The sequence below is a fragment of the Kitasatospora sp. NPDC004745 genome, assembly GCF_042873275.1.
GTDB lineage: Bacteria > Actinomycetota > Actinomycetes > Streptomycetales > Streptomycetaceae > Kitasatospora.
In genome coordinates this window covers 57963-71066 of the sequence record NZ_JBIALK010000018.1, presented here as the reverse complement: position 1 = coordinate 71066, position 13104 = coordinate 57963, and the positions used below count along the sequence as shown (strand labels likewise).

General features: G+C 74.5%; 9 protein-coding genes. 4 read left to right on the top strand and 5 right to left on the bottom strand.

The features are described 5' to 3' along the window. Positions 1–174: 174 nt before the first annotated feature. From ACFYUY_RS26205 to ACFYUY_RS26190, 4 genes are all read right to left on the bottom strand, one after another. Positions 175–2346, bottom strand: coding sequence for a hypothetical protein (locus ACFYUY_RS26205; protein ID WP_387904185.1), 2172 nt, complete (start codon positions 2344–2346; stop codon positions 175–177). A 123-nt stretch (positions 2347–2469) separates the two neighbouring features. After that, positions 2470–3477 (bottom strand): sphingomyelin phosphodiesterase, encoded by a 1008-nt coding sequence (gene sph, locus ACFYUY_RS26200; protein WP_387904183.1) that lies wholly within the window; start codon positions 3475–3477, stop codon positions 2470–2472. A 238-nt stretch (positions 3478–3715) separates the two neighbouring features. Further along, on the bottom strand, positions 3716–4399 hold the full coding sequence (locus ACFYUY_RS26195) for a response regulator (RefSeq protein WP_387904180.1): 684 nt from the start codon (positions 4397–4399) through the stop codon (positions 3716–3718). Further along, positions 4396–5604: a sensor histidine kinase gene (locus tag ACFYUY_RS26190; RefSeq protein ID WP_387904178.1), complete on the bottom strand. Its 1209-nt coding sequence runs from the start codon at positions 5602–5604 to the stop codon at positions 4396–4398. Before ACFYUY_RS26190 ends, ACFYUY_RS26195 begins: the two co-directional genes overlap by 4 nt. A 141-nt stretch (positions 5605–5745) precedes the next feature. Between ACFYUY_RS26190 and ACFYUY_RS26185 the strand changes: the two genes are divergently transcribed. Together ACFYUY_RS26185 and ACFYUY_RS26180 are read left to right on the top strand one after the other, a co-directional pair. Further along, positions 5746–6492: an ABC transporter ATP-binding protein gene (locus ACFYUY_RS26185; protein WP_387904176.1), complete on the top strand. Its 747-nt coding sequence runs from the start codon at positions 5746–5748 to the stop codon at positions 6490–6492. A 169-nt stretch (positions 6493–6661) separates the two neighbouring features. Next, positions 6662–8983 carry an ABC transporter permease gene (locus ACFYUY_RS26180; RefSeq protein WP_387904173.1) on the top strand — a complete coding sequence of 774 codons (2322 nt, stop codon included), beginning with the start codon at positions 6662–6664 and terminating at the stop codon, positions 8981–8983. 114 nt (positions 8984–9097) lie between these two features. Here the strand turns inward: ACFYUY_RS26180 and ACFYUY_RS26175 are convergent, their stop codons facing one another. Then, a complete protein-coding gene (locus tag ACFYUY_RS26175; RefSeq protein WP_387904170.1) occupies positions 9098–10567 on the bottom strand; it encodes a glutamate synthase subunit beta in 1470 nt (489 codons plus the stop codon). 450 nt (positions 10568–11017) lie between these two features. Between ACFYUY_RS26175 and ACFYUY_RS26170 the strand changes: the two genes are divergently transcribed. Both ACFYUY_RS26170 and ACFYUY_RS26165 read left to right on the top strand, forming a co-directional pair. Beyond that, complete coding sequence (locus ACFYUY_RS26170) at positions 11018–11698, top strand: response regulator transcription factor (protein WP_360213693.1); 681 nt, start codon at positions 11018–11020, stop codon at positions 11696–11698. Then, positions 11695–13101, top strand: coding sequence for an ATP-binding protein (locus ACFYUY_RS26165; RefSeq protein ID WP_387904167.1), 1407 nt, complete (start codon positions 11695–11697; stop codon positions 13099–13101). Before ACFYUY_RS26170 ends, ACFYUY_RS26165 begins: the two co-directional genes overlap by 4 nt. The last annotated feature ends 3 nt before the right edge of the window (positions 13102–13104 follow it).

Below are 13104 nucleotides of genomic sequence, written 5' to 3'. Positions count from 1 at the left end.
CGTGCTCGTCCGGCCGGAACACACCGGCCATCCGGAACACACCCGGAACGACGACGCCGGGGGTGCCGTGGCGGCACCCCCGGCGTGCGTCGAGGGCGAGGAAAGCGAACGGACTAGTTCAAGTGGAGTGAGAAGGAAGCCCGTTCATGGCCTCACCGAGGTCCACCGTAGCAGTCAGGCGGGGATCAGGTCGCGCAGGTTTTCCGGCGTGACCACCACGGAGTCGGGGTGCAGCCCCTCCGGCCGCGCCAGACCGACGTAGGTGACGGGGCCGGGCGGCACCGCCCCGCCGTCCCAGAGCGTGGTGGACGCGGCCCGCTCGCCCAGCAGGCCCGCGAGATGACGGACCGTCAGGAAGTCCCGTTCGACGATGCCGCGCAGCAGTGTGGCCACCGACACCCGGTTCCCCTCGACCTGGTTGGCGCTCGGGGTGCCCCGGAGGTACAGGTGCAGCCACTTGGCGTGCCAGCGGCCGTCCCCGTCGCGCAGGAACGCCAGCGGCAGCGCGACCCGGCCCGGGCCGCGCAACTCCGACTTCATCCGGACGGTGCGCGCCTCGAACGGCATGCCCTGCTGCTCGGACTCCCGCAGCATGAAGCCGAAGAAGGACTCCTCGACCTCCTCGAAGCCCTCACCGTCGTAGATGTTGACCTGCGGCACGATGAAGGAGCCGCGCACCGCGCCCAGGCGCAGGTTGATGAACTCCGAGGCGCCGTGGGTGGCGTCCGTGATGTCGCCGGAGTGCTCGCCCTCGACCTGGGTGAGCGTGGTGTACGACAGCCAGCAGACCGTCCGGTAGGCGCCGTCCAGCATCAGCGCGGACAGGTCGAAGTCGGTGCTCTTCCTGGTCTGCTTCCAGTACACGAAGAACCGCAGCAGCTCACCGTCGACCGGGGAGAGCGAGCCGCGCGGCAGCACGCCGAGGCCGCCGGTCGTCGCCCGGCCACTGAGCGGCAGCGCGACGTCGAGGACGGCGGGGTCGACGAGCAGGTGCCCCGGGGCGGGCAGCCGGCGGCCGGTCTCCGCGTCCAGCGCCTCGATCAGCCGCTTGCGCTCGGGCTCGGGCAGCGGCACGCGGGTGTCCGCGGCGGCCCAGGCGCGGCCGAGCCGGTTCACGAAGAGCCGGCGCCCGTCCGTCGCCCCGGTGCGGTTCTGCAGGTGTTCCCGGAGCGAGAGGAGGACCCGGCCGGAGACCTGCGGGGCGGCCCGCTCGACGGCGGCGACCACGGCGTCCCGCTCGTCCCGGGTGCGGCAGGCGCGCAGCAGGTGGTCCAGGGCGCGGAACAGCCGGCCGGGGGCGGCGGCCAGCAGTCGCACCGCTCCGGTGACGTCGCCCGCGCCGAGCAGCTCCTGGACCAGGCTGTCGAGGGAGCGGGCCGCCCGCTCGCCCCGGGCGACGGCGAACACCTCGGCGGCGTGCGGCCAGCGCGGGTGCTCGTGCGGGTGCAGGCGCTCGCCGAGCCGCTTGAACGCCTCGCGGTGCGCGGTGACGTCGGCGAGCTTGGCGGGTGCCGCGGCGACCACCGCGTCCAGGCCGGCCAGCAGCGCGCGGCGGACGGGGCGGGGCATCGACCGGAACCTGGTCGGCTCGACCAGGGTGACGTCGCCCCCGGACAGCGCGCAGGCCAGCCGGAGCACGTCGGTGACGGTGTCCAGCAGGAGGTCCGCGCCGGCGTCGAGGCGCACGCGGTTGACGACGGCGCGGTTCTCCCGCACCGGTATCTCCGCGGGCTGCGGGCCGGCGACGCAGTGCCCGGCGAGCACGCCGAGGTCGCGCAGGTGCTCCTCGCCGAGCGGGCTGGCGCTGCCGGCCAGGGCCAGGTAGAGCGCCGTCACCTCGTCGTCCGGGGCGCCACCGAGGTGCAGGACCGTCAGCCGGTCGCCGGCGGCGGCGATCAGCTCGTCGTGGGCGGCGAGCACGTCGGCGTACGCGTGCCCGTAGACGCCGTACCCGGGGAGGGTCAGCAGGTCGACCGTGCCGGTGCTCAGTTGCGCGAGCACGCCCTCGCGTGACGCGTGGTCGTCGAGCGCGCCGACGATGCACCGCATCCAGAAGTCGAGGGTGTCCGGCACGTGGCTCGGGAAGTCGACGAAGTAGACGTTGTGCGCGACGTGGTCGCCCACCATGGCGCGGACGGTCGCCAGGGTGCGCACGGCGGTCTCGCGGACAGCCTCCTCGGCCGTCCCGGACAGCCGTTCCAGCAGCTCCGCCGACAGCTTGAAGCCCACGGACATCAGTGCGGAGTCGAACTGCCGCGCCGCGGCGGCACCTTCGCCCGCCGGGCCGGGCGGCACCGGGACGCGGTGCGTGTGACGGAGGACCATGGCCTCCAGGAGCTGGGACATCCCGGCATGGTCCCAGACCGGCGCGGGCCGCCGCACCCCGGTTTCCCGCACCCGCGCCCGGACCCTGACGCGGCGGGGGCGAGGACGCGGACAGGGCGAGCGCGCGGACGGCCCGCGCCCGGCTCAGTGCGCGGCGAGCGGGTAGTGGTCGGAGAGGTCGGTGTAGGTGTAGCTCTTGCCCCAGCTGCTCACCGTCCACGGCGCGCTGTGGGTGCGCACGACCTGGTTGGTGTACTGCTGCGGCCGGGCGTGGTCGGCCCGGTAGAGCACGTAGTCCAGGTCCTCCTTGGGCTCGCCCGGGTAGCGGTAGGCGGCGATGGAGTTGTCCGCGGTGTCGAAGGAGTACGGCCAGCCGGTGCGGGCGGAGGCCGGGGCGAGGTTCCCGTTGTCGAGCAGGGCCTGGTACTCGGAGCCGTGCGAGTCGATGTTGAGGTCGCCGGCGAGCAGCACCGGCTCGTCCGCCGGGATCCGCTTCGCGTCCAGGAAGTCCCGCATGGCGGTGAGCTGCTTGGCCCGGACGTCGGCCGGCTGGCCGCTGGAGCAACCGGAGTCGGTGGACTGCAGGTGGGTGCCGACCACGTGGGTGCGCAGCCCGTTGACGTTCAGCACGGCGTAGACGAAGCCCTTGTTGGACCACCAGTCGGATCCGCAGGCGTCCTTGAAGACGTACTGCTCCTTGCGCAGGATCGGCCACTTGCTGAGCAGCGTGACGCCGCCGTCCTCGGGGGTGGTGGAGCTGTAGCTGCCGGAGGTGGCGTCCCATCCGCCGGTGGAGCGGCCCACCACGGGCGTGTGGTACGGGTACGCGGCCGAGGCCCCGGCGGTCAGCGCGTCGGAGGCCGCGTTGTCGAAGGCCTCCTCGAGCACGACCACGTCGTGGCCCTGGAAGAAGTCCGCGGCGGCGATCGCCTGGGCGCGGTGGTCCTGACCCCAGTTCGGGTAGAGGGACTTGCTCATCAGGAACACGTTGTACGTGAGGACGTCCAGGGCGGGCGCGGTGACCGGGGCGCTCCCGGCCGCCACGCCGGTGGCGGCCGTGGCGGGGGCGGCGGCGACGGTGCCGAGCACGGCGGCGGCCGCGCAGACCGCGGCGGCCTTGCGGGTGGCGTGGCGGACGGACGACAGGGGCATCGGGGCTCCGTGACAGGTGACGTGAACGCGACGGACGGCGGAATGTCGTCCATCCAACGTCGCCGCCCGCACACCGCACAAGACGTCGGGCGAGCATTCGGTGAACGCACCTGGAACAGTGCGCTCGCGCCATCCTGAACGGGCTGGTCAGCGTGCTGGTGGGACGGCGGCGTGAGCGGACCCGTGGTCGCGGTCGTTCTTCCGGTCCGGCCCCTGTCGTCCGCCCCTGCCGTCCGCCCTACCGTCGGCGCGGCACGAGTCCGGTGTCGAAGGCGATGATCGCCAGGTGGACGCGGTCCCGGGCTTCGAGCTTGGCGAACAGCCGCGCGACATGGGTCTTCGCGGTCGCCGCGCTGATCACCAGCCGCTCCGCTATCTCGGTGTTCGACAGTCCCTGTCCGACCAGTGCCAGCACCTCGCGCTCCCGGTCGGTGATCCCCGCGAGGGGACTCGGGTCCACGGCGGGCCCGGCGTCCGGTCCGGGGGCCGCGGGGCCGGACGTTCCGGCGAAGTCCGCGATCAGCCGTCTGGTCACGCTCGGCGCGATCAGCGCGTCGCCCGCGGCCACCACGCGGATCGCTTCCAGGATCGCGTCCAGGGCCATGCTCTTGAGCAGGAATCCGCTGGCCCCGGCGCGCAGTGCGCCGTAGACGTACTCGTCGTGGTCGAAGGTCGTCAGCACCAGGACCTTGGGCGGGTCCGGCTCGGCGGTCGCCTGCCGGGTCGCCTCGATCCCGTCCACGCCCGGCATCCGGATGTCCATCACCACGACGTCCGGCCGCAGTTCGCGCACCAGGCGCACCGCCTCGCGGCCGTCGCCGGCCTGGCCGACCACTTCCAGGTCGTCGGTGTCGCCGATCAGGATCCCGAGCCCGACCAGCATCAGCGGCTGGTCGTCGGCCAGCAGTACCCGCACGCTCATGCCGGGAGCCTCGCCGTCACCCGGAATCCGCCCTCCGGGCGCTGGCCGGCGCTGAACTGGCCGGACAGCAGCGTCACCCGTTCGCGCATGCCGAGCAGGCCGAAGCCGCTCCCGCCGGCCGCGGAGGGCCTCGGACGGCCCGGCCCCCCGAGACCGTCGTCCCCGTCGTCCACCACCTCGATCGTCACCCCTTCCGGCTCGTAGCCGACCGCGACCCGGCACATCCGCGCCCTGGAATGCCGCACCACGTTCGTCACCGACTCCTGGATGATCCGGAACGCCGACAGTTCGATCTCCGGCGGCAGTTGACGCCGCTCACCCCGCCAGGTCACCTGAACCCGCACCCCGGCGCCGGCCGTGCGTTCGGCGAGCTGCGGGACGTCGGCCAGGCTGCCGGCCGGCGCCAGCGGAGCGGCCTGCGGCGTGGCGTCGTCCGGCTCGGCGCGGCGGAGCGCCCCGAGCATGCGCTGCAGCTCCAGCAGCGTCTCCCGGCTGGTGGTCTCGATGCCGGTCAGCGCCTGCCGCGTCTGCTCGGGCTTGGTCTCCACGACCCGCGCCGCCGCTCCCGACAGCACCGTGATGATCCCGATGCTGTGCGCGACGCTGTCGTGCAGCTCGCGGGCGATCCGCAGCCGCTCGGCCATGACGACGCGGGCCGCGGTCTGCTCCTGCAGGGCTTCGAGGTATTCACCGCGTTTGCGGTAGACCCCGCCGAAGACCCACGCGACGGCGAACCACAACGCGAACTGCCCGGCCCACTGGGACGCGTCGCCGACGGTCTGCTCGCGGCCGTGGAGACAGTTCAGGAACGCGGCCGCGACGGCCGCGACGGAGCCGAGGGCGGCAGCCTTCGGCCGCCGGACGGCGAGGTACCAGCCCAGACCGACGAGCAGGACGAACACGATCAAGGGCCGCGCGCCGAAGAGATCGCCGAGGACCGCTTCGCCCAGGACCGCGGCGAAGACCGCCGCCGGCAGACGGCGCACCAGGAGCACCGGCAGGGCGAGCACGACGCAGAGACCGAGCATCTGGAAGGGCTCGATGTCGGGGAACCGGAACAGGCCGTCGTAGTGCGCCCAGTCGGTGGGCAGCATCGTCAGGGCGAGGATCAGCGCGTACAGGCATGCGGTGGCCAGCACCGCGGCCTGCGACATCAGCCAGGTCACGCGCTTCGATGTCGACAGACGCTGGAGAAGCTGTTCCATGCGGAGATCGTATTCAGTGGCCCCGGCTCCTCGCGTCGCCCCGGGGATGTACGCCGGGTACGCCCCCGGGCCGATGGCCCGGAAGAGGTGACATCCGCCGGCCGACGCGGTGGATCGCGGTCCGTTCCTAGGTTCGTGGCCATGACGAACGCACCGATGATCGATCTTCGCGACACGACGAAGACGTACGACGACGGCCCGCCCGCACTGGCCGGCGTCACCCTGTCCGTGGCGGCCGGTGAGTGCGTGGCGATCCTCGGCCATTCCGGCAGCGGCAAGTCCACGCTGCTGAACCTGATCGCGGGTCTGGACAAGCCTTCCAGTGGCACCGTGACCGTCGACGGCACCCGCGTCGACCAGCTCGGCGAGGCCGATTCGGCGAAGTACCGCCGGGCCTCCATCGGCATGGTCTTCCAGTTCTTCAACCTGCTGGACGACCTGACCGTGCTGGACAACGTCATGGTTCCGGCGCAGCTGGCCGGGATGGGCAGGCGCGAGGCGCGGCGGCGGGCCGTCGAGCTGCTCGGCTCGCTGGACATCGACCGGCACGCCCAGGCCTATCCGCAGCGGCTGTCCGGCGGACAACGGCAGCGGGTGGCGGTGGCCAGGGCCCTGATGAACGAGCCGGCGCTGCTGCTGGCCGACGAGCCGACCGGCGCTCTGGACTCGAGCTCGGCCGAGGACGTGCGCCGGCTGCTGCTGGAGCTGAACGCCGACGGCCAGACCATCCTGCTGGTCACCCACGACGTGCAGCTGGCCGCGAGCACCGCGCGCCGCACGATCGAGTTGGTGGACGGCGCGGTCGAGCGGGACGTCGTCGACGACGGCATCGGTACCGGCCAGGCCGCCCGCACGCCGCGGACCCGTCCGGCGGGAGCGGTCGGATGACGCTGCGCAAGCCGCCGATGCCTCGGCGCGTCTCCGGGGTCGGTTTCCGGGCCGTGGCCCGCCCGCTGCCGGCGGTGAGCCGGTGAGCGCTCTGGGCAAGGTCGTACGTTCCGGCGTGGGCCGCCGTCGGGTCCAGTCCCTCGTCATCGCTCTGACGACGTTCGCCGCGGTGACGTCCTCCGTGCTCTCCCTCGGTCTGCTGGCTGTCGTGCAGGCCCCGTTCCAGCACGCCTTCAGCGCTCGGAACGGGGCGCACCTGGCGGTCCAGTTCGACGCTTCGAAGGTCACGGCCGCACAGGCCGCCGCCACGGCTCACGCCGCCGGCGTCACCGAGGCGGCCGGGCCGTACCCGGTAGCCGCCGCCCTGGACACGACCGTCGGCACGGACTGCCCCGAGAACGACCTCGCCGGTACGGAGAACCATCCGATCACCGTCACCACCCGGCCCGACCTGGGCAGCACCTCCGGGATGGACCAGCTGGCGCTGACCCGGGGGCGCTGGCCGACCGGCCCGGGCGAGATCGCCCTGCCGTGGCAGCACTATGCCGTCGCCTGCTTCGGCAGTTCGGTGGTGTTCTCCTCCCTGCCGGGCAAGCCGTCGTTCAAGGTCGTCGGCTTCGGCGGCTCGGTGACCGACAGCGCGACCGCCTTCGCCACCGCCGACGGTTTCGCGCGGCTCACCGCCGCCGGTGCCAGGTCCGACGAGCAGATGCTCTACCGGTTCGCCCAGGCCGGGACCGCCGCCGACATCGCCGTCGACAAGCAGGCGGTGGCCGCCGCCGCGCCGGCCGGCGCGGTCGAGGCCGGACAGTCGTACCTGACCGCGGAGCAGCAGGCGACCGGCAACGCCAAGGCGTACGTGCCGTTCCTGGTCGCCTTCGGGATCCTCGGCCTGCTCATGTCGGTGCTGATCATCTCGATCGTGGTCGGCGGGGCCGCGGCCTCGGGAACCCGGCGCATCGGGATCCTGAAGTCCTTGGGCTTCACCCCGTCGCAGGTGGCCCGCGCCTACACCGCGCAGGCCGTGATCCCGGCGACACTCGGCCTGGTGCTCGGCACGGTCTCCGGCAACCTCCTGGCCGTACCGATCCTGGACGGGGCCACGAAGCAGCTCGGCGCGGCCAGTGCCACGATCCCGTGGTGGGTCAGTGCCGTGGTGCCGCTGGGCACCCTGCTGATCGTCGGCGTCACGGCCTCGATCCCGGCACTGCGGGCCGGCCGGATGCCGACGGTCCGGGCCCTGGTGGTCGGCCGCGCCCCCGAGGCCGGCGGCGGTCGGGCGGCGCAGCGTCTGGCCTCGCGGCTGCCGCTGCCCCGGGCCGTGTCGTTGGGGCTGGCCCAGCCGTTCGCCAAGCCGGTCCGGGCCGTACTGGTCGGTGCGGCGGTGCTGTTCGGCGTGGTGAGTGCCACGTTCGCGGCGGGTCTGGAGACCGGGTTCAACAAGTACCTGGACGCCAGCACCGCAGGCTTCAACGTCGGGTCGGAGTTCGTGATCCCCACGGCCGCCGTGGGCGTCCCGTGGGACCTCTACGGCCCCGACGACCCGCGCCACCCGTACCTGGATGCCGACGAGGTGGCCGCCGCGCTCGCCGGGATCCCGGGCACGAAGGCCGCGTTCGGCTGGGGCGAAAGCGGCGCGACCATGGTCGGCGCCCCGCCCGGCGGCGAACCGCCGAGGGTGTTCACGGTCACCGGCGACTTCTCCTGGACGCGCATGGAGCTGCTGTCCGGCCGCTGGTACACGGCGCCCGGCGAGGCCGTGGTCGGCGACAAGCTGGCCTCGGCGGCGGGGATCCACGTCGGTGACGACGTCGCCGTGGTGCAGCACAACGAGCACCTGTCGCTGAAGGTCGTCGGCATCAACTTCGACACCAACCAGGGCGACTACACGGTCATGACGGATGCGGCCACCTTCACCGCCGCCGGTCTGACCCCGCGCATCGACCAGTTCAACGTCGAGCTGGCCGACGACGTCGACGGACCGGACTGGTCCGCCTCGGCCGCCGCCGCGCTGACCCCGCTGAACGCCTCGGTCCAGCCGAACTCGGACGGGGGCAAGAACATCGTGGTGATCACCATGGGCGCCCTGGTGGTCGCGCTCACGCTGATGATGATCGCGGTCGCCGCGCTCGGGGTGCTGAGCGTGGTGGTGCAGGACACCCGGGAGCGGAGCCATGACCTGGGGATCCTCAAGGCCCTCGGGATGACGCCCGGGCAGACCGTCGCGATGGTCCTGACCTCGGTGACGCTCACCGGCCTGGTCGCCGGGCTGATCGGGGTCCCGCTCGGGGTCGCGGTGGAGAGGGCAACGCTGACCCCGATGGGGAGCGCGATCGGCCGGCACCTGCCGCCGAGCGTGTCCCACGTCTACACCGCCGGGCTGCTCGTCCCCCTGCTGGCCGGCGGGATCGTGATCGCCCTGCTCGGGGCACTGCTGCCGGCCGGCCGGGCGGCCCGGTCGCGGACCGCCACCGCGCTGCGGACCGAGTAGGGCCGAACAGGGCAGAGTAGGGCCGGACAGCGCCGCTGGTCGCCGCGGCAGAAGCGGTGCTGCGCCGGTCCCGCCCGCGCCACCGACCTCCCGCGCACCCTGACGGACCGTCGGTCACAGGACGAGGGAGCGGGCCGAGGCTCGGATCGGGGCGGGCAGTTCGGTGGCACCGCGCAGGTAGCGGTCGACGGCGGCGGCGGTGGACCGCCCCTCGGCGATCGCCCAGACCAGCAGGGACTGGCCGCGGCCGGCGTCGCCGGCGACGAAGACGCCCGGGGCGGGCGCCGCGAAGTCGTCGTCCCGGGCCAGGGTGCCGTCCGGGGCGGTGGTCAGGCCGAGTTGGGCGGCGAGCGGCTGGTCCGGGTCCGGTCCGGTGAAGCCGAGGGCGAGGAGGACCATTTGGGCCGGAAGGGTCCGCCCGGTGCCGGCCCGGGGCGTTCGGTCGGGCGGCTCGGCCTCGGCGACGTGGACGGCCGCCAGCCGGCCGTCGGGACCGGGCCGGAAGCCGAGCGTGGTCGTCGCGAAGATCCGGCCGCCCTCCTCCGCCGTGCCGGACTCCTCGTGCGAGGTGGTCTCCCGGTACAGCTTGGGGTGGGTCGGCCAGGGCTGGCCGGGGGCGCGGTGCGCGGGCGGGCGGACGTTGATGTCGAGTTGGGTGACGGAGGCCGCGCCCTGGCGCAGGGCCGTGCCCAGGCAGTCCGAGGCGGTGTCGCCGCCCCCGACGATCACCACCTGCCGGCCCTCGGCGGAGAGCGGCGGGGCCGGGAGGTCCCCCTCGTCCACCCGGTTCGCCCAGGTCAGGTAGTCGATGGCCTGGTGCACCCCGGGCAGCGCGCGGCCGGGGGCGGGCAGCTCGCGGCAGGCCGTCGCGCCGACCGCGACCACCAGCGCGTCGCAGTCGGCCCGCAGCCGGTCCGCCGGGACGTCCCGGCCGACCAGCACCCCGGTGCGGAAGACGGTGCCCTCGGCCCGCATCTGTTCCAGGCGGCGGTCCAGCCGGTGCTTCTCCAGCCGGAACGGCGGGATGCCGTAGCGCAGCAGCCCGCCCAGGCGGTCGGCCCGCTCGTACACCGTGGTGGCGTGGCCGGCCCGGGTGAGCTGCTGGGCGGCGGCCAGCCCGGCCGGGCCCGAGCCGACCACCGCGACCCGGTGGCCGCTGGCGCGCTCGGCCGGCTGCGGGCAGTCCCAGCCCTCCTCCCAGGCCCGGTCGGCGATCGCCAGCTCGATGTTCTTGATCGTCACCGCGGCGGCGTCGATCGCCAGCACGCAGGCGCTCTCGCAGGGCGCCGGGCAGAGCCGGCCGGTGAACTCGGGGAAGTTGTTGGTGGCCAGCAGCCGGGCCGCGGCGGCCCGCCAGTCCGCCTCCGCCACCAGCCGGTTCCACTCCGGGACGAGGTTGCCGAGCGGGCAGGCGCTGTGGCAGAACGGCAGCCCGCAGTCCATGCACCGGGCCGCCTGCCCGCCCACCACCGGCAGCAGCGCCCCGGGCCGGTAGACCTCCCGGCGGTCCCCCAGCCGCTCCCGCGCGTCCCGCCGCTCCCGCTCCGCGCGCGGGGTGGTCAGGAAGGCCATCCGGTCCGCCATCACGGCCTCCGGCGGTGCGTGCCGACTCGAACCCGGCGGCACGGGCGGCCCGGGCGGTCGCGGAGGGCACCGGCCGGACGCCGGGACGCGCACCGCGGCCGCGTCCGACGGACGCGCCACCGTGTGGCCACCGTACGCCCCCGAACGAGCGCGCGGAAGCTCCCGACGGCGGCCGGCCCGCGCTCCGCGGTCTGGACGCCGCACCGGCGCCGCTGGCATCGTGCGTCGGTGAGGTCCGGCCGTCTGCTGCGCGCCCCGGCCGGCGGCCGGACGACCGCCCGGCCGCCGCCGTCCGCCGTGCCCGCGGCCACGCCCGCCCGTGCCCCCGGCCCCGCCGACCGCCCGCCCGTGCCGGGCCCGTCCGGGCACCCGCGGCACCCCGGGGGCGGCCGGCCCCGCGGGCCCGACCCGCCCGAAACCGTCGTGAGCACGCCAGGGAGAATCGGCCCCATGACCCACACCGTGCTGATCGCCGAGGACGATCGGGCCATCCGCGACTCCCTCACCCGCGCCCTCCAACTCGAGGGCTACCGGGTGAGCACCGCCGCGGACGGCGCGCAGACCCTCGCCGCACTCGCCGCACAGCGCCCGGACGTGCTGGTGCTGGACGTGATGATGCCCGGACCGGACGGCCTGGAGGTCTGCCGACGACTGCGCGCGGACGGCGACCGCACCCCGGTGCTGATGCTCACCGCCCGGGTGGACGTCCCGCACCGGATCGCCGGCCTCGACGCCGGGGCCGACGACTACCTGGTCAAGCCCTTCGACGTGGGCGAGCTGTTCGCCCGACTGCGCGCCCTGCTGCGCCGCAACCCGCCCGGGCCGGAGGAGGACGTCCTCGCCGTGGCCGACCTGCGGGTCGAGCCGCACGCCCGGCGCGCCTGGCGGGACGGCCACGAGCTGGAGCTCTCCCGCACCGAGTTCGACCTGCTGGAACTGCTGGTCCGGCACGCCGGCGCGGTGCTCGACCAGGCCACGGTGTACGAGCAGATCTGGGGCTACGACTTCGGCCCCGGCTCGAAGAACCTCGCGGTGTTCATCGGCTACCTGCGCCGCAAGCTCGACCGGCCCGGGCTGGCACCGCTGATCCACACCGTCCGCGGCGTCGGCTACACGCTGCGCGCCTCGTGACCGGCCGGTTCCGGCCGCGGCTGCGGTGGCCGGGCCCGGGGCTGCGGCGGCCGGGCCCGGGGCTGCGCACCACCATCTCGCTGGCGTTCGCCGCGATGGCCGCGCTGGTCGCGGTGCTGATCGGCATGCTCGGCTACCACGCCGCCGCGCGGCTGATCCGGAACGACGAGGGGGCGGACTTCACCGCGGCGCTGCAGGCGGTGCACCAGCAGGTCGGCCGGCAGAAGCTGTTCCCCGGCGACTTCAACGGCTCGGACGGGCTCAGCCCGGATCTCCTGCGCCCGATCCGGGTGACCCCGCAGGCGCTCGGCCCCGACGGCGGGGTGCTGCCCGGCACCGCCCGGATCGACCTCCCGCCCGTCCCGGACGACCGCGAGCTCGCCCGCGCCGACGACCCCGGCCGGACCGCCACGGGACTGCGGCGTGCGGACGGCGACACCTACCGGGTGGCCGTCGTCTCCCTCGGCGGAGGCCGCGGTGCGGTCCAGATCGCCCAGCAACTCGGCCCGACCGAGCATCTGTTGGGGGTCCTGCGGGCCCGCACGGTGCTGTCGGTGGCGGTGGTCGCGGTGCTCGCCGGAGCGGCCGGAGGGCTGCTGGCCCGGCGGGTGACCCGCCGGCTGGTCCGGCTCACCGAGGTGGCCGAACTGGTCGCCGCCAGCGGCCGGTTGGACGTCCCGGTGCCGGCCGCCGGGACGGACGAGATCGGCCGCCTCGGCCGGGCCTTCGACCGGATGCTGGACCGGCTGGCCGCGGCCCGGGAGAACCAGCGCCGGCTCGTCCAGGACGCCGGGCACGAGCTGCGCACCCCGCTGACCAGCCTGCGCACCAACCTCGCGGTGCTGCCCAGCCTGGACCGCCTGCCGGCCGCCGAGCGGTCCGCGCTGATGAACGACCTGGCCGAGGAGGCCAGGGAGTTGACGCTGCTGGTGGAGGAGCTGGTGGCGCTCGCCGCGGAGCAGAAGGCGGACGAGCAGCCGACCGTCCTGGTGCTGGCCGAGGTCGTCCGCGAGGCCGTCGCGCAGGCCCGGCGGCGCAGCGGACGGCTGATCACCGTGGACGCCGACGACACCTCGGTGACCGCCCGGGCCGACGCGCTGGCCCGCGCGGTGGGGAACCTGCTGGACAACGCCGCCAAGTTCGACCCGGGCGGCACCGCCCCGATCGAGGTGGTGGTGCGCGGTCCCCGGGTCGAGGTGCTGGACCGCGGGCCGGGCATCGCCGAGGCCGACCTCGGCCGGGTCTTCGACCGCTTCTACCGCGCCACCGCCACCCGCAGCCTGCCCGGGTCGGGGCTGGGCCTGGCCATCGTGCACGAGGTGGCCCTCTCGCACGGCGGCACCGCCTTCGCCGCCAACCGGGACGGCGGCGGCGCGGCGATCGGCTTCACCCTCGGTTCCTGACGG